30 protein-coding genes are annotated in these 25,659 nt (G+C 73.2%); 13 read left to right on the top strand and 17 right to left on the bottom strand.

All coding sequences use genetic code 11. From position 1 onward, the window contains the following. Positions 1-51: 51 nt before the first annotated feature. Complete coding sequence (locus ACFXMG_RS37860) at positions 52-648, bottom strand: flavin reductase family protein (RefSeq protein WP_383824367.1); 597 nt, start codon at positions 646-648, stop codon at positions 52-54. Positions 649-799: 151 nt separating this feature from the next. Here ACFXMG_RS37860 and ACFXMG_RS37855 point away from each other — a divergent pair, with 151 nt between their 5' ends. After that, complete coding sequence (locus ACFXMG_RS37855) at positions 800-1,246, top strand: nuclear transport factor 2 family protein (protein WP_383824369.1); 447 nt, start codon at positions 800-802, stop codon at positions 1,244-1,246. Between the two features lie 57 nt (positions 1,247-1,303). Next, entirely contained in the window at positions 1,304-2,995 is a 1,692-nt protein-coding gene (gene lnt / locus ACFXMG_RS37850) for an apolipoprotein N-acyltransferase (protein WP_383824373.1), read from the top strand. Here lnt and ACFXMG_RS37845 read toward each other — a convergent pair. Next, positions 2,940-3,845, bottom strand: coding sequence for a Gfo/Idh/MocA family protein (locus ACFXMG_RS37845; RefSeq protein WP_383824376.1), 906 nt, complete (start codon positions 3,843-3,845; stop codon positions 2,940-2,942). The two genes, lnt and ACFXMG_RS37845, sit on opposite strands and share 56 nt — an antisense overlap. A gap of 56 nt (positions 3,846-3,901) precedes the next feature. Further along, complete coding sequence (locus ACFXMG_RS37840; protein ID WP_383824378.1) at positions 3,902-5,095, bottom strand: FAD-dependent monooxygenase; 1,194 nt, start codon at positions 5,093-5,095, stop codon at positions 3,902-3,904. Positions 5,096-5,205: 110 nt separating this feature from the next. Between ACFXMG_RS37840 and ACFXMG_RS37835 the strand changes: the two genes are divergently transcribed. From ACFXMG_RS37835 to ACFXMG_RS37825, 3 genes are all read left to right on the top strand, one after another. After that, positions 5,206-5,835, top strand: a complete 630-nt coding sequence (locus ACFXMG_RS37835; RefSeq protein WP_383824381.1) for a TetR/AcrR family transcriptional regulator — start codon at positions 5,206-5,208, stop codon at positions 5,833-5,835. Between the two features lie 33 nt (positions 5,836-5,868). Beyond that, positions 5,869-6,408, top strand: coding sequence for a DinB family protein (locus ACFXMG_RS37830; protein WP_383824384.1), 540 nt, complete (start codon positions 5,869-5,871; stop codon positions 6,406-6,408). Between the two features lie 140 nt (positions 6,409-6,548). After that, positions 6,549-7,061, top strand: a complete 513-nt coding sequence (locus tag ACFXMG_RS37825; protein ID WP_383824387.1) for a hypothetical protein — start codon at positions 6,549-6,551, stop codon at positions 7,059-7,061. 26 nt (positions 7,062-7,087) lie between these two features. On the opposite strand, the gene ACFXMG_RS37820 is transcribed toward ACFXMG_RS37825, so the two are convergent. The 7 genes from ACFXMG_RS37820 to ACFXMG_RS37790 all read right to left on the bottom strand — a co-directional run bounded on the left by ACFXMG_RS37820 (position 7,088) and on the right by ACFXMG_RS37790 (position 13,213). Beyond that, positions 7,088-7,561, bottom strand: a complete 474-nt coding sequence (locus ACFXMG_RS37820; protein ID WP_383824390.1) for a hypothetical protein — start codon at positions 7,559-7,561, stop codon at positions 7,088-7,090. Between the two features lie 71 nt (positions 7,562-7,632). Next, the gene (gene ung, locus ACFXMG_RS37815) at positions 7,633-8,316 is read right to left on the bottom strand and encodes a uracil-DNA glycosylase (protein WP_383824393.1); all 684 of its coding nucleotides are present in this window, start codon (positions 8,314-8,316) and stop codon (positions 7,633-7,635) included. Between the two features lie 165 nt (positions 8,317-8,481). Then, complete coding sequence (locus ACFXMG_RS37810; protein WP_383824396.1) at positions 8,482-10,062, bottom strand: ABC transporter substrate-binding protein; 1,581 nt, start codon at positions 10,060-10,062, stop codon at positions 8,482-8,484. A 148-nt stretch (positions 10,063-10,210) separates the two neighbouring features. Next, positions 10,211-10,978, bottom strand: a complete 768-nt coding sequence (locus tag ACFXMG_RS37805) for an SDR family oxidoreductase (protein ID WP_383824399.1) — start codon at positions 10,976-10,978, stop codon at positions 10,211-10,213. A 29-nt stretch (positions 10,979-11,007) separates the two neighbouring features. Next, positions 11,008-11,769, bottom strand: coding sequence for a 3-oxoacyl-ACP reductase FabG (fabG, locus tag ACFXMG_RS37800; protein ID WP_383824402.1), 762 nt, complete (start codon positions 11,767-11,769; stop codon positions 11,008-11,010). Between the two features lie 179 nt (positions 11,770-11,948). Further along, positions 11,949-12,332, bottom strand: coding sequence for a DUF3037 domain-containing protein (locus ACFXMG_RS37795; RefSeq protein WP_383824405.1), 384 nt, complete (start codon positions 12,330-12,332; stop codon positions 11,949-11,951). Continuing rightward, on the bottom strand, positions 12,329-13,213 hold the full coding sequence (locus ACFXMG_RS37790; protein WP_383824408.1) for a HipA family kinase: 885 nt from the start codon (positions 13,211-13,213) through the stop codon (positions 12,329-12,331). The genes ACFXMG_RS37795 and ACFXMG_RS37790 overlap by 4 nt, the downstream gene beginning before the upstream one ends. A gap of 118 nt (positions 13,214-13,331) precedes the next feature. On the opposite strand from ACFXMG_RS37790, the gene ACFXMG_RS37785 reads away from it, so the two are divergent. Together ACFXMG_RS37785 and ACFXMG_RS37780 are read left to right on the top strand one after the other, a co-directional pair. Continuing rightward, complete coding sequence (locus tag ACFXMG_RS37785) at positions 13,332-13,514, top strand: hypothetical protein (RefSeq protein ID WP_383824411.1); 183 nt, start codon at positions 13,332-13,334, stop codon at positions 13,512-13,514. Between the two features lie 401 nt (positions 13,515-13,915). After that, positions 13,916-14,332, top strand: a complete 417-nt coding sequence (locus ACFXMG_RS37780) for a Rieske (2Fe-2S) protein (RefSeq protein WP_383824414.1) — start codon at positions 13,916-13,918, stop codon at positions 14,330-14,332. 50 nt (positions 14,333-14,382) lie between these two features. Here the strand turns inward: ACFXMG_RS37780 and ACFXMG_RS37775 are convergent, their stop codons facing one another. After that, positions 14,383-15,039, bottom strand: a complete 657-nt coding sequence (locus ACFXMG_RS37775; protein WP_383824417.1) for a cysteine hydrolase — start codon at positions 15,037-15,039, stop codon at positions 14,383-14,385. Between the two features lie 129 nt (positions 15,040-15,168). Here ACFXMG_RS37775 and ACFXMG_RS37770 point away from each other — a divergent pair, with 129 nt between their 5' ends. Further along, a complete protein-coding gene (locus ACFXMG_RS37770) occupies positions 15,169-15,636 on the top strand; it encodes a pyridoxamine 5'-phosphate oxidase family protein (protein WP_383824420.1) in 468 nt (155 codons plus the stop codon). Between the two features lie 35 nt (positions 15,637-15,671). On the opposite strand, the gene ACFXMG_RS37765 is transcribed toward ACFXMG_RS37770, so the two are convergent. After that, positions 15,672-16,574, bottom strand: a complete 903-nt coding sequence (locus ACFXMG_RS37765) for a LysR family transcriptional regulator (RefSeq protein WP_383824424.1) — start codon at positions 16,572-16,574, stop codon at positions 15,672-15,674. 73 nt (positions 16,575-16,647) lie between these two features. On the opposite strand from ACFXMG_RS37765, the gene ACFXMG_RS37760 reads away from it, so the two are divergent. Then, complete coding sequence (locus ACFXMG_RS37760) at positions 16,648-17,664, top strand: DMT family transporter (RefSeq protein WP_383824427.1); 1,017 nt, start codon at positions 16,648-16,650, stop codon at positions 17,662-17,664. A 204-nt stretch (positions 17,665-17,868) separates the two neighbouring features. Here ACFXMG_RS37760 and ACFXMG_RS37755 read toward each other — a convergent pair whose 3' ends face one another. Then, positions 17,869-19,203 carry an aminotransferase class I/II-fold pyridoxal phosphate-dependent enzyme gene (locus ACFXMG_RS37755; protein WP_384120019.1) on the bottom strand — a complete coding sequence of 445 codons (1,335 nt, stop codon included), beginning with the start codon at positions 19,201-19,203 and terminating at the stop codon, positions 17,869-17,871. A 47-nt stretch (positions 19,204-19,250) separates the two neighbouring features. Between ACFXMG_RS37755 and ACFXMG_RS37750 the strand changes: the two genes are divergently transcribed. Together ACFXMG_RS37750 and ACFXMG_RS37745 are read left to right on the top strand one after the other, a co-directional pair. Beyond that, complete coding sequence (locus ACFXMG_RS37750; RefSeq protein WP_383828588.1) at positions 19,251-19,940, top strand: pyridoxamine 5'-phosphate oxidase family protein; 690 nt, start codon at positions 19,251-19,253, stop codon at positions 19,938-19,940. Positions 19,941-19,951: 11 nt separating this feature from the next. Next, complete coding sequence (locus ACFXMG_RS37745) at positions 19,952-20,599, top strand: FMN-binding negative transcriptional regulator (RefSeq protein WP_383828586.1); 648 nt, start codon at positions 19,952-19,954, stop codon at positions 20,597-20,599. Positions 20,600-20,664: 65 nt separating this feature from the next. On the opposite strand, the gene ACFXMG_RS37740 is transcribed toward ACFXMG_RS37745, so the two are convergent. The 3 genes from ACFXMG_RS37740 to ACFXMG_RS37730 form a co-directional block, all read right to left on the bottom strand. Beyond that, complete coding sequence (locus tag ACFXMG_RS37740; RefSeq protein ID WP_383828584.1) at positions 20,665-21,729, bottom strand: DMT family transporter; 1,065 nt, start codon at positions 21,727-21,729, stop codon at positions 20,665-20,667. Positions 21,730-21,922: 193 nt separating this feature from the next. Continuing rightward, positions 21,923-22,957 carry a DMT family transporter gene (locus tag ACFXMG_RS37735; RefSeq protein ID WP_383828582.1) on the bottom strand — a complete coding sequence of 345 codons (1,035 nt, stop codon included), beginning with the start codon at positions 22,955-22,957 and terminating at the stop codon, positions 21,923-21,925. Between the two features lie 91 nt (positions 22,958-23,048). After that, positions 23,049-23,666 (bottom strand): Clp protease N-terminal domain-containing protein, encoded by a 618-nt coding sequence (locus ACFXMG_RS37730; RefSeq protein WP_383828580.1) that lies wholly within the window; start codon positions 23,664-23,666, stop codon positions 23,049-23,051. A gap of 195 nt (positions 23,667-23,861) precedes the next feature. Here ACFXMG_RS37730 and ACFXMG_RS37725 point away from each other — a divergent pair, with 195 nt between their 5' ends. Together ACFXMG_RS37725 and ACFXMG_RS37720 are read left to right on the top strand one after the other, a co-directional pair. Continuing rightward, entirely contained in the window at positions 23,862-24,083 is a 222-nt protein-coding gene (locus ACFXMG_RS37725; protein ID WP_383828578.1) for a hypothetical protein, read from the top strand. A gap of 70 nt (positions 24,084-24,153) precedes the next feature. Beyond that, positions 24,154-24,582, top strand: coding sequence for an SRPBCC family protein (locus tag ACFXMG_RS37720; RefSeq protein ID WP_383828576.1), 429 nt, complete (start codon positions 24,154-24,156; stop codon positions 24,580-24,582). Between the two features lie 108 nt (positions 24,583-24,690). On the opposite strand, the gene ACFXMG_RS37715 is transcribed toward ACFXMG_RS37720, so the two are convergent. Further along, a complete protein-coding gene (locus tag ACFXMG_RS37715; RefSeq protein ID WP_383828574.1) occupies positions 24,691-25,332 on the bottom strand; it encodes a PadR family transcriptional regulator in 642 nt (213 codons plus the stop codon). Between the last annotated feature and the right edge of the window lie 327 nt (positions 25,333-25,659).

The following is a 25,659-nucleotide window of genomic DNA, read 5'->3' as shown; positions in this document are numbered from 1 at the left end:
AACACGCCCGTCGGGGGCGGGTCCTCCACCACAGGACCCGCCCCCGACGCTTCATCGGCCCTGGTAGGGGACGCGGGCGATCTCCCGGACCCCGCCCAGGGTGCCCCACTCGTTCTTCCCGAGCCGGGTCAGCGGGCGCATCCGCGTGATCTCGGGGTGGCCGTCGGTCATGTACGCCTCGTCGACGGCGACGTGCACGACGCGGCCGAAGACCACGGTCGAGTCCCCGATCCTGAGCGTGCTGTGCAGCTCGCACTCCAGCGCCACCGGCGACGCGGCCACGCGTGGCACCTTCACCCGCAGGCTCCGCTCGCGCTCCACACCGCAGGCGTCGAACTCGCTCGTCCCGCGCGGGAAGTCCGTCGCGGTCGCGTTGATCTGCTCGAAGAGACCCTCGGGGGCGAGGTTCACCACGAACTCCCCCGTCTCCTCCACGTTGCGCAGCGAGTCCTTCCGCCCGACGGAGGTGAACTGCACGACCGGCGGCGCCACCGAGGCGATGGTGAAGAAGGAGTGCGGGGCGAGGTTGTCCGTACCGTCGGCGGAACGCGTGGACACCCAGGCGATCGGCCGGGGGACGACGGTCGCGGTCAGCAGCCGGTAGACGGCCGTGGGGTCGGTGAGGACGGGGTCGACATCGATGCGCATCCGGTCAGTATGACCTCGCACGACGGGGCGGTACGACTGCGTACGCCGGGCCACTGTGACTTCGCACAACGAGTGGACGGAGCACGACCTCGTACGGGACAGGGGGCGCATGCCTCTTGGCGCCGCGCGCCCGCTGCCCGACACTGAGGCGATGACGCAGCGCGTGGACCTCGCGAACGTGATGGACCGGCTCGCCATCGACGACCTGATCACCGGTTACGCGGCGGCCGTGGACGACGCCGACTGGACCGCCTACCGTGCCCTCTTCACGCCCGACGGCCGCGCCGACTACTCCGGCTCCGGCGGCATCGAGGGGCCGGCGGCCGAGGTGGCCGACTGGCTGGCGCGAACGATGACGCTCTTCCCCGTACGCCAGCACCTCATCGTCAACCGCCGGGTGACCGTCACCCGGCCCGGCGGATACGCCGAGACCGGCGACGCGGCCGACGTCCGCGCCGACTACGTCAACCCGATGCGGATGACCTCCGGCGAGGACTTCGTCTGCGGTGGCCGGTACGCCTTCACGGCCCGCCGCACCGCCGATGGCTGGCGGCTGCGCTCCGTCGTCGTGGAGGAACGCTGGCGCCGGCTCCCCTGACCGGGCCCCGCCCCCGCGGGCGGGCGCAGACTGGAGGCGACGGGCGGGAGGCACGCCATGCGGAACCCCTTCGGGCGCGCGAAACCGGGCTCGGGGCCGGAGCCGAAGCCGGAGCCGGGCCCGGAGCCGGGCCCGAGGCAGGACCCGAGGCAGGGCAGGCGCCCAAAGTCAGGCCCAGGCCAGGCGCCCGCCCGGCGCCGGCGGTCCGGACTTCTACGGTCCGGACTTCCGCGGTCGCTGCTCGCCGTCGGGTTCGGCGCGCTGCCCGCGCTCGCGTTCCCGGCGCCCGGGCTGTGGTGGTGGGCGTACGTGTGTCTCGTGCCCTGGCTGCTGCTGATCCGTACGGCTCCGGGGGCGCGCCGCGCCGCGTTGGACGGGTGGTTCGGGGGCGCGGGGTTCCTGCTGGCCACGCACCACTGGCTGCTGCCGAGCGTGCATGTCTTCCTGCTGGTGATGGTGGTGCTGCTGGGGCTGCTCTGGCTGCCGTGGGGTGTGCTGGTACGGGCGCTGCTGGGCGGGGCGCCGAGCCCGCTGCGGGCCGCCGCCGCGCTGGGCGCGGTGCCGTCGGGGTGGTTGCTGGTCGAGCTGGTGCGGTCGTGGGAGGGGCTGGGCGGGCCGTGGGGGCTGCTGGGGGCGAGCCAGTGGGAGGTGCCGGTGGCCCTGCGGCTGGCGTCGGTGGGCGGGGTGTGGCTGGTGAGCCTGCTGGTGGTGGCGGTGAACGTGGCCGTGGTGCTGCTGGTCTCCGCGCCGGGGCTGCGGTCGGTGGGGGTGGCGGGGCTCGCCGCGTGCGCGCTCATCGCGGGGACGGCCGCGTGGGGCGTGGGGGCGCCGCGCCCGTCCGGCTCGGTGCGGGTGGCGATGGTGCAGCCGGGTGTGCACGGCGGACCGGAGGGCGCCGAGCGGCGGCTCGACCGGGCCGCGGAGCTGACGCGCGGCCTCGCCGGGCAGCGGCTGGACCTGGTGGTGTGGGGCGAGAGCGGGGTGGGCCAGGATCCGGCCGGCGATCCGGCGCTCACCGCGCGGCTCACCGCGCTGGCGCGTGCGGTCAACGCGCCGCTCCTGGTGAACGTGGACGCGCGCCGGGCGGACCGCCCCGGCATCTACAAGAGCGCGCTGCTGTTCGCGCCGGACGGGCCGACCGGTGACCGGTACGACAAGATGCGGCTCGTGCCCTTCGGCGAGTACGTGCCTGCGCGTGCTTTGTTCGGCTGGGCGACCTCCGTCGGCAGGGCCGCGGAGGAGGACCGCCGTCGCGGTACGGCGCCGGTGGTGATGCGGTTGCCCAACAGCGCGCCGCCGCTGACGGTCGGGCCACTGGTCTGTTTCGAGTCCGCGTTCCCCGACATGACCCGGCGCCTGGTCAGGGACGGGGCCGATGTGATCGTGGTCCAGTCCGCGACCAGCACCTTCCAGCAGAGTTGGGCGCCTGCACAGCACGCGTCGCTGGCGGCGTTGCGGGCGGCGGAGACGGGCCGGCCGGTGGTGCACGCGACGCTGACCGGGGTCAGCGCCGCGTACGGCCCGGATGGCGGGCGCGTAGGGCCGTCCGTCGGCCTGGACGCGAGCACGGCCGTCGTACGGGAGCTGCCGCTCTCGGAGACGACGACGGTGTACGCCCGCTGGGGCGACTGGCCCGTCTACGGCGCGTTCGTCGTGGTCGGCGCGGTGTGCGCGGCCGCGGGTGCCGGGGCGCTCAGGCGGCCTGCTCCAGGGCGTCGCGGACGACGCGCTCGCACAGCTCGTGGGTGAGCAGGGCGTCGCGGGCGCTGAGCACGGTGCCGTCCCGGACGGCGTCGAGGAAGGCGAGGACGGCCTGCTCGATGCCGCGCTGCCGCGCCACCGGGACCCAGTCGCCGCGCCGGCGGACGCTCGGCTGGCCCTTGTGGTCAATGATCTCGGCGAGGTTGAGGACCTGGCGCTTGGTGTCCTGGCCGGAGACCTCCAGGACCTCCTCGGTGGAGCCGTTCATCCGGTTCATCATGCCGATGGCGGTGAAGCCGTCGCCGGAGAGCTGGAGCACCACGTGGTGCATGAGGCCGTCGCGGATCCGGGCGCGGACGTCGATGTGGTCGGCCTCGCCGGGGAGGAGGAAGCGGAGGGTGTCGACGACGTGGATGAAGTCGTCGAGGACGAAGGTGCGCGGGTCCTCGGGGAGGCCGATGCGGTTCTTCTGCAACAGGATCAGGTCGCGCGGGTGGTCGAGGCACTGCGCGTAGCCGGGGGCGAGGCGCCGGTTGAAGCCGACGGCGAGCGAGACGGCCCGCTTCTCGGCGAGTTCGACGATCCGCTCGGAGTCGGCGTAGTCGTAGGCGAGCGGCTTGTCGACGTAGGTGGCGACGCCGGCGTCGAGGAGGCGGGTGGCGATCTCGGCGTGGGCGGCGGTGGAGGCGTGCACGAAGGCCGCGTCGAGCCCGGCGGAGAGCAGCGAGTCGAGGTCCCGGTGGCGGCGCGCCGCCGGCAGGTGGAAGGCGTCGGCGACGCGCTCCAGGGTGGCGGGGGTGCGGGTCTGGAGGTGGAGTTCGACCCCGGGGAGGGTGGCGAGGACGGGCAGGTACGCCTTCTGGGCGATGTCGCCGAGTCCGATGCAGCCGATCTTCACGGGGTCTCCCTCTGCGGTGGTCCGACGGCCCGTGGCACGGGGGCCGTTCGCGCGGGTCAGCTTACGCCGGACGGGTCCGGGGCGACCGGCGGGCGCCAGTCGGCGATGCCGTCGAAGCCGCGCAGGACGAAGCCGGGGCCGAGGCGCGAGACAGTCCGCACGAGGGTGTCGCGCAGGGCGACGGCGGGGCGGGCCGAGACGAGGGTGAGGGCGCCGGTGCGGGCCGCCTTGCGGACGAGGGCGGTGGTGCGGGGCAGCCGGTCGGCGGTGTACGCGGCGAGGGCCGGGCCCGGGTCGAAGGCGGCCGGCACGCGCGCGTGGTGGGCGAGGACGACGGCGTCCTCGATGGCCTGGTTCCCGCCCTGCCCGAGGGTGGGCATCATCGCGTGCGCCGCGTCGCCGATGAGCACCGTACGGCCCTGGTGGTGGGCGGGCAGCGGGTCGGTGAGGTGGTGGACGTCGTGCCGCAGCACCCGGTCGGGGTCGGCGGCGGCGAGGATCTCGGGGACGGGGTGGTGCCAGTCGCCGAAGAGCCGGAGGAGTTCGGCCCGTTCGTCGTCGGGGGCGTGCGCGCCGGCGGGCGCGGCGGCCATGGCGTACGCGTAGATCCGCCCGTCCTTGAGCGGCTGGGTGCCCCAGAGGCGCCCGGCGCCCCAGGTCTCGTGCGGGGCGAAGGGGCGCGCGGGGGCGGGGACGACGAGCCGCCAGGTGGTGCATCCGGAGTAGCGGGGTCCGGGGTGGGCGGGGAAGAGCACGGTGCGGGCGGCGGAGCGGATCCCGTCGGCGGCGACGGCGAGTTCGGCCTCCAGCGCCCCGTCCGGGGTGGTGACGCGGGCGGGGGTCCGCGCGTCGCCGGGGTGGGTGAGCGTGGCGGGGGCGCCGGTGCGGACGGTCTCCGCCGGGAGGGCGGAGGTGAGGATCTCGACGAGGGTGGCGCGGTGGAGGAGGACGAGGGGGTCGCCGAAGCGGTCGGCGGCGGCACGCGCGTCGGTGCGGGCGAGCCAGCGCCCGTCCGGCGAGCGCATCCCGCCGTCGCCCTGCCAGGCGGCGAGCTCCCGGACGCGGTCGCCGAGGCCGAGGACGTCCAGGGCGCGCAGGGCGTTCGGGGCGAGGCCGATGCCGGCGCCGACGGGGGCGAGGTCGGCGGCGCGTTCCAGGACGGTGACGGTCCAGCCGCGCCGGTGGAGGGCGACGGCGGCGGTGAGGCCGCCGATGCCCGCTCCCAGGACGACGGCACGGTGCTGCGGCATGACTGCTCCCTCGGTCGGGGACGGCGTCGGCCACCGCTACTACAACTGTAGTCGGCGGACACCACGACCGTACTACAGGTGTAGTTTCGCGCGATAGGTAGGTTGTCCCCATGACCGCCCGCACCCCCGCCCAGGCCGCCGCCCAGGCACCCGAACCCGCCCCGACCCGCGCCGAGCGGATCGGCGACGCGGCGCTCGAACTGCTGGTGGAGCGCGGGATGCGGGGACTGACCCACCGCGCGGTGGACGAGCGGGCCGGGCTGCCGCAGGGCTCGACCTCCAACCACGCCCGGACCCGCCAGGCCCTCCTGGAGACGGCCGTACGCCGCCAGGCCGAGCGCGAGGCCCGGGTCCTCGCGCCGCACGAACTGCCGCCGCCCGGCGCGGGCCCCGAAGTCCTCGCGGACGCCCTCGCGCTCGCGCTGCACCGCTACCTGACCGACCACCGGTCCCTGCTCGTGTCGCGCTACGAGCTGGCCCTGGAGGCGACCCGCCGCCCGGAGCTGCGCGGCTTCTTCGACCGGGCGGGCTCGGCCTTCCACGACCCGGTGACCGCGATGATGCGCGGCGCCGGTTCGCCCACGCCGGAGCGGCACGCGCTCTCGGTCATCGCGTGGTGCGAGGGCCTGATGTTCTCCTGCGCGGCCGGCTCCTTCCACGCGGCCGTGCCGAGCCGCGCGGAACTCCGGACCGGCTTCGACGAACTGCTGCGCGGGATGCTCACCGGCGCTTCACGCTAAACGGCTGGCGTCCGCCCCCGGCCGTCCGACACGATGCCCCATATGACCACCGATCACATCGCCGCACCCGAGCGCGTCTACCCGGCCACCACCACCGGCGAGCGCCAGGCCCTGGAGCAGTGGCTGGAGTTCCACCGCGCGACGCTCGCGATGAAGTGCGAGGGCCTCTCCGACGAGCAGCTCCGCACCCTCGCCGCCCCGCCCTCCGAGCTCAACCTGCTCGGCCTCGTCCGCCACATGGCCGAGGTCGAGCGCGGCTGGTTCCGCAAGGTCCTCTCCGGCGAGGACGCCACGTGGCTGTACGCCACCGACGAGGACGACGACCGGGACATCCACACCACCGAGGGCGACACCTACCAGGAGGCGTACGCCACCTGGCAGAGCGAGATCGCCCACTCCCGGGCGCTGGCCGCCGAGCACGCCCTCGACGACCTCGGCGCCGCCACCCACCGCGGCGGCGAGGACCTCATCAACCTGCGCTGGATCTACCTCCACATGATCGAGGAGTACGCGCGGCACAACGGCCACGCCGACCTCCTGCGCGAGCGCATCGACGGCAGCGCCGGAGTCTGACGCCCCCAGCGCCCCCACCCTCGCCCCGACGCCCCCCGTGCGCCCGGCCCGGTCAAGGAGGTGGCCGGGCGCTCACCCGTGCGGGGCATTCCCGCCGGTAGGGGTTCGAAGATCGGCGCCGGACCAGCAGAGTGGCGCGGGTGCAAGGAACCCGAACCCCCGCGCAGCTCCTGGTCGGAGCGGCCGTCGCCGCCGCCCTGACCGGGTGTGTCGCCGTCGACGGGCCGCCCCCGGCGCCCGCGCCCGCCCCCGCGCCCGCCGCCGATCCCGTACGACCCGATCAGGACCTGGAGCCGCAGATCGTCCTCCAGGGCCCGGCGCGGGAGGCGCTCGAAGCGGCCCTGCCGTCGCCCGCGGCCACCGTCGCGGCGCCGCGTGGCGAGACCCGCCGCGCCACCGGCCACGCGGCCCCGTCCCGTACCGCCGCTCCCCAGACCTCCTCCCCCGCCGCCGCCCGGCCCACGGCCCGACCCCAGGCGCCGGTGTCACCGCCCGCTGTGCCGGACGTCCTGGCACCGGAACGGCCGGCGGAGCTGCTCCCGGAAGCGCCGCCGGTCTCCGGGAAGGACGTGTGCGACCTGGGCGAGCGGTACGGCGGCTGGGACCCCGCGAGCGTGCAGGCCGAACTGTGCCGGGGCACGTACGCGCACTGAGTACGGAGCCCGGGGCCCGGCGCGGTTCACCCCTCCCGGAGCCGCCGGTCCAGCCGTTCGATCGCGGCGCGGACCCCCATCCCGTACCGGTCGTCGTCGAGGGCGTCGGAGGCGGCGCGGGCCCGTTCCAGATGGGACCGCGCGGCGTCCGGGCGGCGCAGTTTGGCGTAGTCGGCGGCGAGGTTGAGGTGGAGCGAGGGGTAGAGGGCCCGCAGGGCGGCGACCGAGTCGTGCGCGGCGAGCCGCCCGTCCTCCAGGCCGTCGGCGGCGCTGAGGGCCCGCAGGTCCCAGGCGAGCTCGGTGCCCGGGTCGTCCTGGGCGTCCGCCAGGTAGTGGGCGAGGGTGCAGCGGTGCAAGGGGTCCCCTTCGGGGCCCAGCTGCTGCCACAGGACGGCGAGGCGGTTGCGCGCCTCCTCCCGGTCCCCGCCGTGGAGGAGCATCCTGGCCTGCCCGATCCTGGTCAGGACCCCCTCGTCCGATGTCCGCTGCTGCTCGGTCACCGCGGCCTCCCGGCGCTCGCACTGCGTGGAGGTCCGACGCTAACCGGCCGGGGCCCCGATCACGCCGAGGCTCAGCCGAGGTCGGGGACGCGCCAGTCGATCGGCTCGTGGCCCTGGGCGGCGACGGCCTCGTCGATCTGGGTGAACGGCCGGGAGCCGAAGAACTTCTTCGCCGACAGCGGCGAGGGGTGGGCGCCCTTCACCACGATGTGCCGCTCCTCGTCGATCAGGGGCAGCTTCTTCTGGGCGTAGTTGCCCCACAGGACGAAGACGGCGGGGTCCGGCCGGGAGGCGACGGCGGTGATGACGGCGTCGGTGAACTTCTCCCAGCCCTTGCCCTTGTGCGAGTTCGCCTCGCCGGCGCGGACGGTGAGCACCGCGTTGAGCAGCAGGACGCCCTGCTCGGCCCACGGCATCAGATAGCCGTTGTCCGGGACGGGGTGGCCCAGCTCGGTCTGCATCTCCTTGTAGATGTTCCGCAGCGACGGCGGGGTCTTCACGCCGGGCCGGACGGAGAAGCACAGGCCGTGGCCCTGGCCCTCGCCGTGGTACGGGTCCTGACCGAGGATCAGGACCTTGACCTTGTCGTACGGGGTGGCGGAGAGGGCCGCGAAGACCTCGTCCTTCGGCGGGTAGACCGGCCCGGCGGCCCGCTCCTGCTCGACGAACTCGGCGAGCTGGGCGAAGTACGGCTTGTCCAGCTCCTCGCCGAGGACGCCCCGCCAGGACTCGGGCAGCATGTTGATGTCGGTCACGGTCCACAACCTCCGGTGGTTCGGCAGTTCCGGATACGGAACCTACCGGGACCCACTGACAACGGGCCCCGGCGGCCTCCTCCGTACCGACGCGTGCAGGCGTGCACGCGCGCGTGCCGATCCGCACCGACGGGTGCGGGCGGGCACGCGCGCGTACCGGCGTGCCTACCAGCTGGCGCGGCGGTGCAGCTCCCACAGCTGCATGACCGTCTGCGGGTCGAGCGCGCGCTCGGCGCCGCCGATGTCCTCACGGGCGGCGATGTACAGCTTGCCCTGCCACAGCGGCAGCAGCCGGACGTCCTCGACCATGATCGACTGCGCCTCTTCGAACTCGTCGGTGACGGCTCCCCGGTCGCTCTCGCGGCGGGACTTGGGCAGCAGCTCGTCGGTGATGCGCGGGCTCAGGTAGGGGGTGCCGAGCACGTTCTTCTTGCCCAGGAAGGGGGCGATGAAGTTGTCCGGGTCCGGGAAGTCGGGGAACCAGCCACGCCCGAAGACGGCGTACTTGCCCTGCTGGTAGGCCGCCTGGTACTCGGTCCACGGCTTGCCCTGGATGGTGACCTTGAAGAGGCCGGACTCCTCCAGCTGGCGCTTCAGCTCGGCGAACTCGGCGGCCGTCGAGGAGCCGTACCGGTCCGTCGTGAACCAGAAGTTCAGCTCGACCTTCTCGGTGATGCCCGCCTTGCGCAGGATCTCCTTCGCCTTGGCCTTGTCGGGGTGGCCGTAGGTGTCGAAGAACTTGGTGGTGTGAGCGGCGATTCCCTTGGGCACCATGGAGTAGAGCGGCTCGGCGGTGCCGCGGTAGACCTTGCTGACCAGTTCGTCGCGGTCGACGAGCTGCGCGATGGCCCGGCGCACGGCCGGGTCGGCGACGGACTCGTCCTCCGTGTTGAAGACCAGGTAGCGGATGTCGGCGCCGGTGGACTCGACGAGCTGGAGACCCTTGTTCTCCTCCTTGTCGTCCTCCAGGGAGGTCACCTCCTCCGCAGTCAGACCGCGGTAGGTGGCGTCGATCTCCTCGGCGCGCAGCGCCTTGACCATCGCCTCCGAGTCGTCGAAGTACTTGATGGTCACGCCGCCGTTCTTGCGGTCGGCGAAGCCCTTGTAGTTCGGGTTGCGGGTCAGCTCGGCCTGCTTGCGCTCCTGGTACCCGTCCAGGACGTACGGGCCGGAGCCGGCGATCTTGCCGTCCTTCTCGCGGAGCTTGTCCGCCGGGTACTCGGCCGGGTCCACGATCGACATCGCGGGGGTGGCGAGGACGAAGGGGAAGGTCGCGTCGGCCTTGTTCAGCTTGAAGACGATCGTGCGGTCGCCGACCGTCTCGATGGTGTCGAGCGAACCGAGCATGCCGTTGGGGCCGCCCTCGGCGTCGATCGTGCGGATGCGCTCGATCGAGTGCTGCACGGCCTTGGCGTCGAGCTTGTGGCCGTTGGAGAACGTGAGCCCCTCGAGGAGCGTGCACTCGAAGACCCGGCTGGACGTGTCCTTGAATTTACATTCGGCCGCGTCCGACTTCGGCGTGGTGGTTCCGGTCGGGAAACTCACCAGGGTCTGGTAGACGTTCCTGAAAAGCTCCCAGGAATTGTCCCAGGAAGCCGCGGGATCGAGCGTCGACGGGGAACTCGTCGTCCCGATGGTGATCCTCTGCTCCCCGGCGGATTCGGTATCCGAGAAAACACCGCATCCGGATACCAGGGATATGGACGCAAGGGCTGCAGCGGCCTGCAGACTCGTCCGGTTGAACACGTGCACGCTCCTCGTTCAGCCTGGGGTCGGCCGACGATACCGCAGTACCCCGCCAGGTCAATGGGCGAGCCCGGCGGGGCACTTGAGACGATCGAGACGCAACCGGGGCCAATCCGGACAGGGAATCCGGAAAGTGTCCGGTAATCGGTCACCCGACTCCGGCGTTCAGGAAAATGCCGCCGTCGACGACCAGCGTCTGACCGGTGATCCACCCCGACTGCTCCGAGGTCAGGAAGGCGGCGGCGCCCCCGATGTCCTCCGGCACGCCGAGCCGGCCCATCGGGTAGGCGGCGGCCGCCTCGGCCTCCCGGCCCTCGTAGAGCGCCTGGGCGAATTTCGTCTTCACGACGGCCGGTGCGATCGCATTGACCCGGACCACCGGAGCGAATTCGTGCGCCAGCTGCTGGGTCAGGTTGATCATGGCCGCTTTGCTCACCCCGTACGCGCCGATGAAAGGCGACGCGGAGATTCCGGCGACGGAGGCGATGTTCACGATCGTGCCGCCGTTGTCCTTCTGCCACGCGTGCCAGGTCCGCTGCGCGAAACCGAGCGCGGAGACGACATTCGTCTCGAAGACCTTTCGGGCGACGTCCAGGTCCAGGTCCGCGATGGGGCCGAAGACCGGGTTCGTACCGGCGTTGTTCACCAGGTGGTCGACGCGTCCGAAGGCGTCCATCGCGGCCTCGACGGCGGCGGCCTGGTGGGCGGTGTCGTGGGCCTTGCCCGCGACCCCGACGGCCCGGTCGGCGCCGAGGCGCTCCACGGCCTCCTTGAGGGCTTCCTCGCCGCGTCCCGTGATCACGACCCGGTCGCCGCGGGCGATCAGCGCCTCCGCGATGCCGAAGCCGATGCCCCGGCTGGCGCCGGTGACGATCGCGACCTTGCCGGAGAGCTCCGGCGGCTGCTGTGCGGTCATGCCGCTCTCCTTCTCTCGCTGCGCCGGGGTCAGTTGAGCGGGCCGCCGGCCACGTACATGACCTGGCCGGAGACGAAGCCGGCGTCGTCGCCCGCGAAGAAGGCGATGGCGTGGGCGACGTCCTCGGGGCGGCCGACGCGCTGGACCGGGATCATGGAGGCGGCGGCGGCCTGGAAGTCCTCGAAGCCCATGCCGACGCGCTCGGCGGTCTGGGCGGTCATCTCGGTGACGATGAAGCCGGGGGCGACCGCGTTGGCGGTGATGCCGAACTTGCCGAGCTCCTTGGCGAGGGTCTTGGTGAAGCCCTGGAGGCCCGCCTTGACGGCCGCGTAGTTGGCCTGCCCGCGGTTGCCGAGCGCCGAGGAGGAGGAGAGCGAGACGATCCGGCCGAAGCCCGCGTCCACCATGTGCTTCTGACATGCCTTCGCCATCAGGAACGCGCCCTTGAGGTGCACGTTCATGACGAGGTCCCAGTCGGCCTCGGACATTTTGAAGAGCAGGTTGTCGCGGAGGACGCCGGCGTTGTTGACGAGGATCGTGGGCGCGCCGAGCTCGGCGGCGACGCGGGCGATCGCGGCCTCCACCTGGGCGCCGTCGGAGACGTCGCAGCCGACCGCGAGGGCGCGGCCGCCCGCGGCGGTGATCTTCTCGACGGTGTCCTTGCAGGCCGCCTCGTCGAGGTCGAGGACGGCGACGGCGCGGCCCTCGGCCGCGAGGCGGATCGCGGTGGCGGCGCCGATGCCCCGTGCGGCACCGGTGACGACGGCTACGCGCTGCTCGGTGGTGGACATGCTTGCTTCTCCTCGCCCTCAGGGGTTCCCGGGCTCTCCCCCGGGACATGAGCGACCGCTTAGTATCGCCCGCTGCACGAGACGCTAGAAGCCCTGGCACCCGGTGTCAACGGCCCACCGGGTGCACCCCGTCACTCCGCCGTCACCCCGTCGTCACGTCGCGCGCGGGCGGCGGCGCGTCACCGCACGAGGAGATCGAGCAGGCGTTCCACCTCGGCCTCGGGGTCCCCGGTGAGCCCCGTGTGCACCGGGCCGGGCTGGACGACGGTCGAACGCGGCGCGATCAGCCACCGGAAGCGCCGCCCCGCGTCGTCCCCGGCGGCCTGCCCCGCCGCGTCCCCGCCGAGGCAGACGCCCTCGACGGCACGCAGGGCCGCGCGGACGCCGGCGACGTCGGCCGCCGGGTCGAGCACGGCCAGCTTGGCCTCGTCGAGGTGGGTGCGGGCGGCGACGAAGGACCGCGCACGGCAGTAGACGACCACGCCCGCGTTGAAGCACTCGCCGCGCTCGACGCGCGGCACCACGCGCAGCAGCGCGTACTCGAAGACATCGCGGTCGGTCACGTGGTGCTGTCCTTCTCAGGGGCCATCTCGGGGGCGTACTCGGGGGCGTCCTCGCGGGCGTTCTGCGACCGGGGGGCGAGGCGCTCGGCGAGCCAGCCGGGCGGCTGCTGGGGGCGGCGGTCGGTGCGCGGTCCGAGGGTGATCCGCTCGTGGATGGTGGCGGCGCGCGGCAGCAGCGCCTCGACGTACGCGGCGCGCAGGGCGTCGGTCGAGTCGAAGCCGGGCTCGTCCACCAGCCACTCGTCGGGCACGTCGGCGGCGACCTCGTCGAGCAGCTCGCGGGTGACGAGCGGGGCGAGCTCCGCGGCGGCCGAGGCGACGTCCGGGCCGAACGGCGCGAGGGCGTGGTCGGAGGCGTCGTACGCCTTTGCGGCCGAGGCGGCGGCGCCGGGCCAGTTGTGGTGCCAGATCATGGTGGCGCCGTGGTCGATGAGCCAGAGGTCGCCGTGCCAGACGAGCATGTTCGGGTTGCGCCAGGACCGGTCGACGTTGTTGATCACCGCGTCGAACCAGACGACCTTCCCGGCCTCCACCGGGTCGACCTCGTACGCGAGCGGGTCGAAGCCCAGCGACCCGGGCAGGAAGTCCATGCCCAGGTTGAGGCCGCCGCTCGCCTTGAGCAGCTCCTGCACCTCCTGATCGGGCTCGGAGAGCCCGATGACCGGATCGAGCTGGATCGCGACCAGCTCGGGCACGCGCAACCCGAGCCGCCGCGCGAGCTGCCCGCAGATCACTTCGGCGACGAGGGTCTTGCGCCCCTGACCGGCGCCGGTGAATTTCATGACATACGTGCCGAGATCGTCGGCCTCGACGATCCCGGGGAGCGAGCCGCCCTCACGCAAAGGCGTGACATAGCGGGTCGCCGTCACTTCGGTAAGCATCAGGCCAGGCTAACCGGCCGGGACCGGCCGGCCCGGGGTGGGAACCGGCCGGGGCGTGGTGGAGTCCTGGGAGCATGGGGGCGGGGCCGGGGGCTTCGCGGAGGATCAGGGGGATTTCATGGATCTGTTCGACTTCGAGGCCGGCGGCGGCCGCGACCACACGGCGGACGTGGGCGGTCACGGCTGCGGCTGGGGCACCGTCCTCTTCCTCGGCTTCTGCGTGCTCCTCGTGGTCGCGGCGCAGTGGGCCTTCGGCGCGGTGGGCGACTTCTTCGGCTGGCTGCTCGGCCTCCTGAACTGACGGGGCGCGGGGCAGGCGGTAAGGCCGACGGCGAGCGCCCCGGTGGCCATCGCCGAACCGAGCCCGCCGGCGGCGAGCAGGGCAGGGCAGGGCAGCGCAGGAACGGTACGCCGAGCGGTTCCACGGCCGCGGGGGGCCGTCCGGCGGCGCTGCTCGGCTGCCCGGAGGCGAGCGCGGTGCCGACGGCGAGCACCAGCGCGGCCACGACCGCGACCGCCTTGCCCCGCCCACGTACCCCTGTCTCCCCGCGTGCCTGTGCCCATTCGCGTACGGCGTCCTCCTCCCGTACCTCCGCGCGCGTCACGTCTGGAGGCAGTCTGTGCCGAACAGGGCGTACGCCACAGGAACTCCGTCTACCGTCGCTCCCGGAACACGCCAGTGGTGCATCGAGAGGGGCAGGCATGAGCGGAGTGGCACGGCGGACCGTGGTGGCGGCCGGCGGCGCGGGGCTCGCGACGGCGGCACTGGCCGCCTGCGGGGGCACGAACGCGGAGGGCGACACCGGCACGAGAGGGGCGGACGGCGCGCCGCAGGGCCCGCTCGCGAAGACCGGGGACATCCCGGTCGGCGGCGGAAAGGTACTGGCGGACAAGGGGATCGTCATCACCCAGCCGAAGGCCGGGGAGTACAAGGCGTTCTCGTCGAAGTGCACGCACGCGGGGTGCGCGGTGAGCGAGGTCAAGGACGGGGTGATCGTCTGCCCGTGCCATCAGAGCAAGTTCGACATGTCGGACGGCAGCGTGAAGTCGGGCCCGGCGACGTCGTCGCTGCCGCCGGAGCCGATCGAGGTAAAGGGCGAGGACATCTCCTTCGGCTGAGCCCGCCGTGAACGCCCGGCCCGAACCACCCCGCCCCGACCCCCGAACCCCTAACCTCGGCCGACAGCCGGGCGCCTCGGCGCCTTCCAGGCGGTGAGCAGGTCGTCGGTGGTCGCGATGGTGGCGACGAGGGCGAGGGTGTTGCGGATCATCGCGGGGGTGTAGTCCGCCGGCACCCCCGCGATGGCGTCCTGCGGTACGACGACGGTGTAGCCGAGGTTCACCGCGTCGAAGACGGCGTTGGGCACCGCCACATTCGCCGATACGCCGGTGACGATGAGGGTCCGGCAGCCGAGGTTACGCAGCAGCGCGTCCACCTCCGTGCCGGCCAGCGGGGACAGGCCGTGCAGCCGCCGTACCACCAGGTCCTCGTCCGCCACCTGGATCGGCTCCGCGATGCGTACCGCCGTGGAGCCACTGTGCTGTTGCACAGGAAGCCGCGCGGCGGCGCGGAACAGGCGCGCGTTGTCGTTGGAGCCGCGCCCGTCGGGCCGCCGCTCGGCGACGGCGTGCATCACCTGCACGCCGGCCGTGTGCGCGGCCTCGACCAGCCGGGCCACGTTGGCCAGGGCGCCCGACTTCCGGGCGACGGCGGCGAGCTCGGGCAGCGCGCTCTGCACGCCGACGACCCCCTGCTGGCACTCGATGGTGAGCAGCACCGCCCCGTCCGGACCCAGCCGCTCGTCGAGTTCTTCCCTACGCCCCATCGCTCCCCCTCGTCTTCCGCGTCCCGTTCTCACGTCTCGCATCCACGTCTCGCCGCTGCCTCTTGCACCGGCGCGCACGCGCGCCCATGATTTCTGACGTCTCATCAGAAATCCAGAAGGGTGCGGACGATGACCGTCGCGCAGCGCCATGGACGCCGGATCATGATGACCCCGGAGGAGCTCGACTCCTTCCTCGCCGAACAGCGCACCTGCCGCGTCGCGACCGTCTCCGCCGACGGCCGCCCACATGTGAGCGCGCTGTGGTTCGCGTGGGACGGCACCTCGCTCTGGCTCTACTCGCTGACCCGCAGCCGCCGCTGGACCGAACTGCGGGCGGATCCCCGGCTCTCCGTCCTGGTGGACGACGGCGAGGAGTACGGCGACCTGCGCGGCGCCGAGCTGTCGGGGACGGCCGTCTTCGTCGGCGAGGCACCGCGCACCGGCGAGCCGTGCCCCGAACTCGACGCGGTGGAACGCCTCTTCGCCGCCAAGAACTTCGGCCTGGACGTCATGCCGCACGACGGCCGGCACGCCTGGCTCCAGCTGACCCCCGACGCGATCGCCTCCTGGGACTTCCGCAAGCTCGCCGGTCTGTAGCCCGCCTGCCTCCTGCCCTCGGGCAGCCCGCCCGCTCACTCCGCGTGCGGCCGCCCCGCCTCCCGCAGCGCCTCGACGACCGCGCGCAGGGAGGGCCGGCGGCCGGCGTCGGTGCGCCAGGTGGCGTGGATGTGGCGCCGCATCCGCTGTCGTACGGGCACGCACACGACCCCTTCCGGGTGCGGGCGGCCGAGCCGGGGCGTGACGCACACGCCGAGTCCGGCGGCGACGAGTGCGAGCTGGGTGTGGTGCTCGCCCGCGAAGTGCGCGATGCGCGGTTCGATGCCCTGGGAGCGGAGGGTGAACATCAGCCAGTCGTGGCAGAACTCGCCCTCCGGCCAGGACACCCAGTCCTCGTCGGCGAAATCCTCCAGGTCCACGGCCTCCCGCCCGGCGAGCGGGTGACCGGCCGGCAGGGCCACATCCGCGTAGTCGTCGAGCAGGTGGGCCCGCTCCAGCTCGCCGGGGACCGGCGCCCGCCGGTTGCTCCAGTCCAGGACGATCGCCAGGTCCGCGTCGCCGCGCAGCACCGCCCGCACCCCGTGCTCGGGCTCGAACTCGGCGGTGCGGACGCGCAGATCGGGGTGGCGGGCCCGCAGGGCCGCGAGGGCCGCGGGGAAGAGACCGCGCGCGGCGGTCGGGAAGCCGACGAGCCGTACCTCGCCGACGACCTGGCCGCGCTGGGCCTCGATGTCGGCCTGGGCGAGCTGGACGTGGGAGAGGATCCGGGCGGCGTGCTCGGCGAGCAGCAGGCCGGCGTCGGTGAGCCGGACCCCGCGCCCGTTCTTGGCGAGGAGCTGCTGGCCCACCTCCCGCTCCAGCTTGGACAGCTGCTGGGAGACGGCGGAGGTCGTCACGTGCAGGCCGTCCGCGGCACCGCTCACGGAGCCGTGCCGGGCGACGGCGTCGAGGGTACGCAGGCGCTCCAGGTTCAACATGTAAGCAATGCTAAGGGAAAGGGTCGACAGAATCTCGCTTGTTCTACGAGATCGAGGCACTCACCCTGAGTACATGAGCCACACGCCCGCCCCCGCCTCCTCCCCTGCCCCGTCCCCGTCACTCTCCCCCACGCCCCTCCGCTCCCGCCTCCTCGACTGGCGGGTCCGCTTCGGCATGCTGGCCCTGATCTGGGGCTTCAGCTTCCTGTTCATCAAGGTCGGCACGGACGGCTTCGCGCCCTTCCAGGTCACCTTCGGCCGGCTGCTGTTCGGTACGGCCGTGCTGGCCGTGGCGCTGGTCGTGAAGCGGGACCGGCTGCCGCGCGGGGCGCGGACGTGGGGACACCTGGCGGTGGCGGCGTTCCTGCTCAACGCGCTGCCGTTCTCGCTCTTCGCGTACGCGGAGCTGACCATCCCGTCGACGCTGGCGGGGATCTGCAACGCGACGACCCCCCTGTGGGGCATGGTCCTCTCGCTCGTGGCGCTCTCCGAGGACCGGCCCACCCGTGTCCGCGCGGCGGGCCTCGGCATCGGCTTCATCGGCGTCCTGACGGTCCTCGGCGCGTGGCAGGGCTTCTCGGGCCTCGACGTCACCGGCACCGCGCTGGCCCTGCTGGCCTCCTTCAGCTACGCCGTCGGCTGGATCTACGTGCGCCGCACCCTGAGCGGCACCGGTTCCTCGCACCTCTCCCTGGCGACCGGTCAGGTCGGCGTCGCCACCCTGCAACTGGCCCTCGTCACCCCGCTCTTCACCACCCTGCCGGAGTCGTTCGAACTCCTCCCCCTGCTCGCGGTGATCGCCCTCGGCGCCCTCGGCACCGGCTACGCGATGCTGCTCCAGTACGGCATGGTCGCGGAGGTCGGCCCGACGACCGCGTCGATGGTCACGTACTTCATCCCGGTCATCGCCACGGCGGCGGGCGTGGCCTTCCTGGGCGAACACCTCGCCTGGAACACCCCCGTGGGCGCCGCCATCGTCCTCCTCGGCGCCGCCCTCACCCAGACCCGCACCTCCCGCCGCACCCCCACCCTCTCCCGCACCACCGCACCCTCCGCCGAAACCCCGCGCAAGGCCCCTGCCCACACCTGACCGACCCCGGATCCGGGATTCTGGATCCAAGGTCCCGGATCCAGAATCCAGAATCCCGGATCTTGGATCTTGGATCTTGGATCTTGGATCTTGGATCTTGGATCCGGGACCTTGGATCCGGGACCTTGGATCCGGGACCTTGGATCCGGGACCTTGGATCCGGGACCTTGGATTCTGGATCCAGACCCCCGGCCCCCCGCGCCGTCAGCCGTAGCTCCGCGCCGGCGGCGGCCCCGCCGCCTCCGCCACCGCGTCGGCGAGAGGTTCGATGTCACGTCGGGAGAGCGAAGAAACCGTAAGGCGAACGGCGGGCCCAGTGGCGATGCGGAAGCGCGCGCCGGGTGCGACCGCCCAGCCCGCTGCGAGCAGCCGGGCGACGGCCCCGGTCTCGTCGGCGACGGGCACCCACACGTTCATGCCGCTGCGCCCGTGCGCCTCGACGCCCCGCCGGGCGAGCGCCCGGACCAGGGCGTCGCGCCGCTCCCCGTACGCGTCGGAGACGACGTCGGCGTCGACCGCCTCCGTGGCCCACAGGTGGACGACGGCCTGCTGGAGGAGGCGGCTGACCCAGCCGGGGCCGAGGCGCTGGCGGCCGAGGACGCGGTCGACGGTCTCGGGGTCGCCCGTGAAGGCGGCGATCCGCAGGTCCGGCCCGTACGCCTTGGCGACGGAGCGGACGAGCGCCCAGCGGTCGGTGACCCCGGCGAGCGGGCGCAGCCGCCGGCTGACGATGCCGTGGCCGTGGTCGTCCTCGATGAGCAGCACACCGGGGTGGGCGGTGAAGACCCTCCGCAGTTGCACCGCGCGGGCGACGCTGAGGCAGGCGCCCGTGGGGTTCTGGGCGCGGTCGGTGACGATCACCGCGCGGACCCCGTCGCGCGTGATCGCCCGCTCGACCTCGTACGCGACCGGCCCGTCGTCGTCGACGGCGACCGGTACGGGACGGAGCCCGAGGGCCGGGACGAGATCGAGGAGGCTGCCCCAGCCGGGGTCCTCGACCGCCACCGCGTCACCGGGCCGGAGGTGCACGGCGAGGACCCGCTCGATGGCGTCGAGCGAACCGGACGCGACGCCGATCGGCCCGTCGGGCACCCCGTCGGCGTCGAACGCGGCGCGGGCGAGCCGCGCGAAGTCGGGGTCGACCGGCGCCTCCCCGTAGAGCCCCGGCCGCACGGCGTACCGCCGGGCCGCCTCGGCGAAGGCGTCGCCGAGCGGCGGCAGCAGCGCGGGGTCGGGGTTGCCGCCGCTGATGTCACGGACGCCCGGCGGCGCCGCGACGCGCAGCGAGCCGCGCGCGGTGGTGGCGGGCCGCGGGCGCACCCGACTGCCGCGCCGCCCGTCGGTCTCGATGACCCCGCGCTCCCGCAGGGTCCGATACGCGGCGGCGACGGTGTTCGGGTTCACGCCCAGATCGGCGGCCAACTCCCGCATGGGCGGCAGGGCTTGGCCCGGTTCCAGCGCCCCGGTACCCACCCCCCGCTCCACGCTGGCGGCGATCTCCGATGCACGACGGCCTTCGATCCGATACTCTCCTAGCACAAACCACATTATGCACTAGTGCAATAGAGGGAGCAAGGAGACCCGCCATGAGCACCACGACCGCCGCCGGCTACACCCCCACCGACCGGACGGTGCCCACGCGTTCCCGGCAGCGCGCCTCGTACGACCGGGCTCTCGTGCACGCGATCCTCGACGAGGGGTACGTGTGCCACCTCGGCTTCATACGCGACGGCGCGCCCGTCGTGCTCCCGACGCTCTACGGCCGGATCGGCGAGCGGCTGTACGTCCACGGTTCGACCGGCTCCCGCCCCCTCCGCATGGCCGCCGCGAAGAACGCGGAGACGGCCACGGACGCCCCCGGGCTCCCCGTCTGCCTCACGGTCACGCACGTCGACGGCCTGGTCCTGGCCCGCTCCGCGTTCCACCACTCGCTCAACTACCGCTCGGTCGTCGTCCACGGCACCGCGCACCAGGTCACCGACCCCGAGGAGCTGCGCGCCGCGCTGGACGCGCTCGTCGACCAGGTCGTCCCGGGCCGCGCGGCCGACTCGCGGCCGGCGAACGCCAAGGAACTGGCCGCCACGGCCGTGATCCGGCTCGACCTGGAGGAGGTCTCGGCCAAGGTCCGCGACGCCGGCCCCAACGACGACGCCGAGGACCTGACGCTCCCCTACTGGGCCGGCGTCGTCCCCGTCGCCCCGAGCACCGGCTCCCCGGTCGCGTCGGCGGACCTGGACCCGGCGATCGCCCTGCCCGACTACCTGACCGCGCACTGAGGGACACCGGCATGCTCATCCACCCCTGGGACGCCGCAACGGACGAGAGCGAGTGGCGGGAGTGGCTCGCCCGCCACGACTTCGGGCAGCTCGCCGTCAACGGCCTGCCCGGCGAACCACCCTGCGTACAGCCCGCGCACTTCCGTTACGAGGCGGAGCCCGGCCCGTACGGCAGGGTGATCACGCACCTCGCCCGCCCCAACCCGCTGTGGCGCGCGCTGGAGGCGAATCCGCGGGTGCTGCTCAGCGTCGTCGACGACTACGTGTACGTGCCCGGCCCCTGGACCGCCCCCGAGGGCGCGCCCACCGAGCACGGGACGCCGACCTCGTACTACGCGGCTGTGCAACTGCACTGCGTCGCGCGCGTGGTGGACGACCCGGCGGAGAAGGCCGAGCTCCTGAACCGGCAGGTCGCCCACTTCCAGCCGGACGGCGGGACCGCGCCAGCAGCTCCCGGCGAGGCCCCGTTCGGCCGGCTGCTCTCCGGTATCCGGGGGCTGAGCCTGGAGGTGACGGAGGTGCGCGCGAAGTTCAAGTACGCGGGCAACAAGCCGCCGGAGGTACGCAGCCGGGTCGCGGCCCGGCTCGCCGAACGGGCCGGCCCGGGCGACCTCGCCGCCCGCGCCCACCAGCTCCGCCGCCTGGCCGACGACGCCTGACTGTGCACCCGCACACCCATCGGCCCGACCTCGGCCGATGACCCGCCCCGGTCAATCCCGGGGGACTACACGCCCGCGGGTTCGACGGTCCTGCGCCGCTCCGCGGCCGTCCGCGCCTCGGCGAGGGCGAGACCCGTGACGGCCGCGAGCAGCAGCACCGTGCCGAGCACGGTCGTCACCGTCAGCTCCTCGTCGAGCACGGTGACGGCGAGCAGGGCGGCGCTGACCGGCTCCAGGAGCATGATCACGGAGACGGTCGCGGCCCGGACGACCGCTGCCCCCGCGAAGTACAGCGCGTAGGCGAGCGCCGTCGGGATCGCCGCCACGTACAGCAGCAGGAGCAGCAGCCGGACGACGTCCTCGGTGTGCGGCAGCAGCCCCTCGACGACCGCGAGGGGCAGCACGACGAGCGCCGAGACGCCGAAGGTCCACGCCGTGCTCGCGAGCGAGCCGGCCGCGCCCGCGCCACTGCGGCCGAGCCAGCGGGTCAGCAGCGTGAGCGCGGCGAATCCGGCCGCGGAGAGCACCGCGTAACCGACACCGGCGGGCCGGACCTCCGCTCCCCCGCCGCCCAGGACGAGGACGGCGAGCCCGGCGAGGGCGCCGACGACGGCGGCGAGACCGCCGAGGCCGAGGCGTTCGCCCATCGTGACGCGGGCGCCGACCGCGATGAGGACGGGCCCCGCGCCGAGGGTGACGACGGTGCCGACGGCGAGTCCGGTGGACTCGACGGCGGCGAAGTAGGCGGTCTGGAAGACCGCGAGCCCGACCCCGGTCCCGACGATCCGGATCAGACGCGTCCGCCGGGTCTCGACGACCGGCGAGGCGTCCGACGAAGCGCCCGACGAAGCGACGGGCGAGGCAGAGACGACCACCGCCCGCCCCCGGCGCGGCATCCGCGGCGTCCGCAGCATCCGCAGCGCCGGGACGGCGAGCAGAAGGAGGAGTCCTCCGGCGCAGCGCCAGAAGGAGAGGGCGAGCGGGCCCATGTCGCTGTTACGGAAGACGAGGGAGCCGGCGGCGCCGGCCGTGCCCCAGGCGATTCCGGCGACGACGAGGTAGACGAGGCTCCGCCCGACGGGCAGGGCGGCAGGGGTCGGCTGGGCAGCGGAAGACTGCGGGTTCGACACGTGGTTTCTCCGTGAGGACGGTCCGTGCGGACGGACCGGGGTGAAGGGTGGTCGCCGGTTCCGCGCGCGGACGGCGACGGACCGCTCGGGGGCGTGGTCGCCCGCCCGAGCCCGGTCTGTCGTCTTCGGGAGAAGGTGCCGCGCGCGCTAGGCGGCGGGCGGCGGAAGAACGGTCGAATGCATGGTCGGCACCCTACGGGGTGGCCCGTCCGCCCGACAACTCCTCCGCACGGCCCGCCCCGGAGCTCCCGGAACCCTCAGATCCGCCCTCTACGCCCTCGCCGTCCCCCTCCGAACCGGCGACCGGTCCGTCGGACGGCGCCTTCGGCGCGGTGGACTGGGCGATGAAGGCGCCGACGAGGACGAGCGCGCCGCCGAGGAGCTGCGGGGCCTCCAGGTGCTCGCCGAGCAGCACCCAGGCGAGGACAGTCGCGACGACCGCCTCCAGGCAGGCGACGACACCGGCGACCTGCGGCGAGAGCCGACGCACCGAGACGACGCCGGTGACGTACGCGAGGACGGTGGCGATCAGGATGATCCAGCCGAGCAGCAGCCAGGCCGGCACGGAGGTCCCGTCGAGGTCGGCGTGCCCGGACAGCACGGACGTGTCCATGCCCCACGGGCGGGCGACCACGGTGAGCACGAGCGCGCCGATGAGGAGCCCGTACGCGATCACGCCGAGCGGGTCGGCCGGTTCGGCCTCGTCGGAGCCCTGGTCGGAGAGGACGAAGTAGCCGACCTGGCAGCAGGCGGCGGCGAGCGCGAGGAGCAGACCGAGGAGGTCGAAGGTCAGCCCGGCCCAGACCTGGACGACGCAGGCGAGACCGCCGACCGCGAGCACCACGCCGAGGGCGGCGGCGCGGGTGACCGGCCGCCGCTGGACGAAGCGGACCCACCCCAGGACCAGCGCCGGGGCGAGGTACTCGATGAGGAGGGCGACACCGACCGGGATCCGGGAGATGGAGGCGAAGTAGAAGGCTTGTACACCGGCGACGGCGAGGAGGCCGAAGCCGACGAGCAGGCCGGGCTTGCGGCGCAGCAGGTCCCGGTGGCGCCAGGCCACGGGCAGCATGACGAGCGCGGCGCCGGCGACCCGGAGCCAGACGACATGGAGCGGATCGAGGCCCGCCTCGATCAGCGGCTTGGCCGCCACTCCCGAACCACCGAATGCGAAGGCCGAGGCCAGGGCGAGTCCCAGGCCGGCGCTTCTCCCCTGAGACGCGTGCATCGGGCCATCATGACAGGACCCGGTCAGGTGTGAAACCCCCGTCGCACCTGTTGAGACGACGACCCCGGGAAACCCTCCCCGTACGCGGAACTCAGCCCTCCGCCTCCCGCGCGAACACCCCCTCACCCACGCCCGGCTCCTCCCCGTCGAGAACACCCGCACCACGCGGAGCGACAACCGAGGCAAGCGCCACCGCCCGGGCGCCCAGCACCGGCGGATCGATCCCGGCATGCTTCAGCACCTCACCGGCCCGGCTGCCCGGGTCGGCGGCGAGCCCGGCCAGCAGGTCGAGGCCGTGGGGCTGCTCCTCACCACGGGCCGCGGCCCGCCGCAGAGCCTCCTCCAGGGCGGCCGCGGCGGCCGGCGACCAGCGGGAGTTGCGGCGCCGCGTCCCCTCCTCGGCCCGGACGGCGGGCAGCGGGCGCGGGGCGTCGGCGCCCTCGGCGGACCGCTGCCAGCGGAGCCCGTATCCGATCGAGCGCTGGACCAGGTAGCCGAGGACGCGCGCGACCCGCTCCTCGCCGTCGAAGGCGGCCCGGGTCTCCGGGTCGGACTCGACGAGGGCGTGCAGGAGGTGGGCGGTGTCGACCTGGCGGTCGCCGTCCCGCAGGGCCCGGCGGCGGGCGGCGCCGAGCACGGTGGCGAGGAGCGGCGCGGGCCCGGCGGGAGCCGGGGGCGTGGTGGGGCGCGACGGGACGGGAGGGTGCACCCTCCCACCTCACCAGCCGCGCCCGCGCGGGTCATCCCACGGGAGAACCATGTCCGCGTCCCACCGGAGTCGTGCACACGCGCGCGCTTCCTCCTCCTCGGGGAGGAGATCCGGTCGATTTCCCCTACGGGGCGCGCGCCGCCTTGCTTCGCGCCCGGGTTGCAACCATGAGCCGCCTTCGAGCGTCCTTCCTGTGTGTTCTGGATGGTCGGTCTGCCCGCGTGCGACGGCCGGCAGTTCGTGTACCGGGTGTACGCACCCCGGGACGCGCTGCCGGGCGATCTGTTCTGGGCCGCGTTCCACCGCCACGAGGAGGACGGCGGTCCACGCGCCTCGGACCGCTTCGACGCGGCCGAGATCTGGTGGATCGGCGGTACGGGTCCGGCCGCCGCAGAACTGACGGTTCATCAGTATTGAATGTTCATGCCCCTCCGGCTACGTTCCGCGACACCAGAACCCAGCGGGCACGCGTGAAGGGGTGGTCGTCATGGCCGAAGTCACCGCGGAGGCACGGATCGAGGCGCCGGCCGGAAAGGTGTGGGAACGCCTGACCGACTTCGGCTCGTACGGAGAGTGGAACGCCACCCACACCAACTTCCCGAACGGCGGCCCGGACACCCTGGCGGCCGGGTCCACGTTCACCGAGAACATGAAGCTCATGGGCTTCCCGGCCGAGGTGCTGTGGACGGTCGAGGAGCTGGAGGACGGCCGCGTCCTCGCCATACGCGGCAAGGGCCCGATGGGCGTGATCGTCGGAACCCGCTACTCCCTCGCGGACGAGGGCGGGGCGACGACGGTCCGGATCGACGGCGAGTTCACCGGCGCGGCGGTCTCCCTCATGGCCGGAAAGCTGAAGGACTCGGCGACGGCGGCGCTCAACGAGTCGCTGCGCAAGCTCTCGGGCCTGGTCGCCTGAGCGCACGGACACGAGAAAGAGCCCCCGGCGGCGCCAGCCACCGCGGACACAAGAAAGGGCCCCCGGCTGCAAGCGCCGCCGGGGCCCCTTCGTCGTCACCACGCCGGCTCAGTGCTCGTCGGCGAGGATGAGGTACAGCTTCTTCCGGGCCTCGTTGATGACCGCGACGGCCTTCTGCCGCTGCTCGGGGCTGCCGGTCTTCCAGACCTGGCCGAACGCCTCCATCAGGCCGAACCCGGCCTGCCGGATCTCGTTGACGGCCTCCCAGTCGACGCCGCGGCCGGCCTCCTCCCAGGGGGCGTCCGGCGCGGCCTCGGCCTCCTCGCGCCCGGAGTCGGTGAGCGAGAAGAGCTTCTTGCCGCCCTCGCTCGCGCTGACGATCAGCCCCTCGTCCTCCAGCAGCTGGAGGGTCGGGTAGACCGAGCCGGGGCTGGGCTTCCAGGCCCCGCCGCTGCGCTCGCCGATCTCCTGGATCATCTCGTAGCCGTGCATCGGGCGGTCCTTGAGCAGTGCCAGGATCGAGGCGCGCACGTCACCGCGCCGCGCCCGACCCCGGCCTCCGCCCCGGCCGCGCCCGAAGGGGCCGCCGCCGAAACCGGGCCCGCCGCCGAAGCCGGGGCCGAAGGGCCCGAAGGCGGCACGCCGTCCCTCGAAGTCGCCCCGCGGTCCGGGCCCGCAGTTCCCGCGCCCGGCACCAGGGCCGTGTCCGTGACCGAATTCCTGTCCGTGGTCGTGTCCATGTGAACGCATCGCAACGCTCCTTCCGTGAGTTTCATCGTTGAACTGTCGCGATGCCTCAACGATATATCGGAACTGTTCGGTGAGCAAGCGTGAGCAAGCGACCGTGATGCGTGACAGCGATCTTGGGTCAGTTGTCACTGAAGCTGAGTCGACGCTAGTTCGTGTCAGCGAAGATGGGCTACTGCACTGTTTGTGACAGCGAAGATGGGCCACTTATTTGCTTTGCCTTCGGTTGTTCAGGCCATCCTCGGGATAGCCGGTAGCACGCGCGTGAGCACCAGCGCCGGTCCCTGCCGTCTGCGTGTCGTTCGAACGGCGTCTGGCATTGTTCGCAGA

The organism is Streptomyces sp. NPDC059201, assembly GCF_042754585.1.
GTDB lineage: Bacteria > Actinomycetota > Actinomycetes > Streptomycetales > Streptomycetaceae > Streptomyces.
The sequence above is the reverse complement of the archived record's forward strand: the minus strand, read 5'-3'. Positions and strand labels throughout refer to the sequence as shown.

Bases quoted from the DNA above. Each gene is read 5' to 3' on its own strand.
- ACFXMG_RS37860 (WP_383824367.1), bottom strand. From the start codon at position 648: ATGCGCATCGATGTCGACCCCGTCCTCACCGACCCCACGGCCGTCTAC.
- ACFXMG_RS37855 (WP_383824369.1), top strand. From the start codon at position 800: ATGACGCAGCGCGTGGACCTCGCGAACGTGATGGACCGGCTCGCCATC.
- lnt (WP_383824373.1), top strand. From the start codon at position 1,304: ATGCGGAACCCCTTCGGGCGCGCGAAACCGGGCTCGGGGCCGGAGCCG.
- ACFXMG_RS37840 (WP_383824378.1), bottom strand. From the start codon at position 5,095: ATGCCGCAGCACCGTGCCGTCGTCCTGGGAGCGGGCATCGGCGGCCTC.
- ACFXMG_RS37835 (WP_383824381.1), top strand. From the start codon at position 5,206: ATGACCGCCCGCACCCCCGCCCAGGCCGCCGCCCAGGCACCCGAACCC.
- ACFXMG_RS37830 (WP_383824384.1), top strand. From the start codon at position 5,869: ATGCCCCATATGACCACCGATCACATCGCCGCACCCGAGCGCGTCTAC.
- ACFXMG_RS37805 (WP_383824399.1), bottom strand. From the start codon at position 10,978: ATGACCGCACAGCAGCCGCCGGAGCTCTCCGGCAAGGTCGCGATCGTC.
- fabG (WP_383824402.1), bottom strand. From the start codon at position 11,769: ATGTCCACCACCGAGCAGCGCGTAGCCGTCGTCACCGGTGCCGCACGG.
- ACFXMG_RS37790 (WP_383824408.1), bottom strand. From the start codon at position 13,213: ATGCTTACCGAAGTGACGGCGACCCGCTATGTCACGCCTTTGCGTGAG.
- ACFXMG_RS37785 (WP_383824411.1), top strand. From the start codon at position 13,332: ATGGATCTGTTCGACTTCGAGGCCGGCGGCGGCCGCGACCACACGGCG.
- ACFXMG_RS37780 (WP_383824414.1), top strand. From the start codon at position 13,916: ATGAGCGGAGTGGCACGGCGGACCGTGGTGGCGGCCGGCGGCGCGGGG.
- ACFXMG_RS37775 (WP_383824417.1), bottom strand. From the start codon at position 15,039: ATGGGGCGTAGGGAAGAACTCGACGAGCGGCTGGGTCCGGACGGGGCG.
- ACFXMG_RS37770 (WP_383824420.1), top strand. From the start codon at position 15,169: ATGACCGTCGCGCAGCGCCATGGACGCCGGATCATGATGACCCCGGAG.
- ACFXMG_RS37765 (WP_383824424.1), bottom strand. From the start codon at position 16,574: ATGTTGAACCTGGAGCGCCTGCGTACCCTCGACGCCGTCGCCCGGCAC.
- ACFXMG_RS37760 (WP_383824427.1), top strand. From the start codon at position 16,648: ATGAGCCACACGCCCGCCCCCGCCTCCTCCCCTGCCCCGTCCCCGTCA.
- ACFXMG_RS37750 (WP_383828588.1), top strand. From the start codon at position 19,251: ATGAGCACCACGACCGCCGCCGGCTACACCCCCACCGACCGGACGGTG.
- ACFXMG_RS37745 (WP_383828586.1), top strand. From the start codon at position 19,952: ATGCTCATCCACCCCTGGGACGCCGCAACGGACGAGAGCGAGTGGCGG.
- ACFXMG_RS37735 (WP_383828582.1), bottom strand. From the start codon at position 22,957: ATGCACGCGTCTCAGGGGAGAAGCGCCGGCCTGGGACTCGCCCTGGCC.
- ACFXMG_RS37720 (WP_383828576.1), top strand. From the start codon at position 24,154: ATGGCCGAAGTCACCGCGGAGGCACGGATCGAGGCGCCGGCCGGAAAG.
- ACFXMG_RS37715 (WP_383828574.1), bottom strand. From the start codon at position 25,332: ATGCGTTCACATGGACACGACCACGGACAGGAATTCGGTCACGGACAC.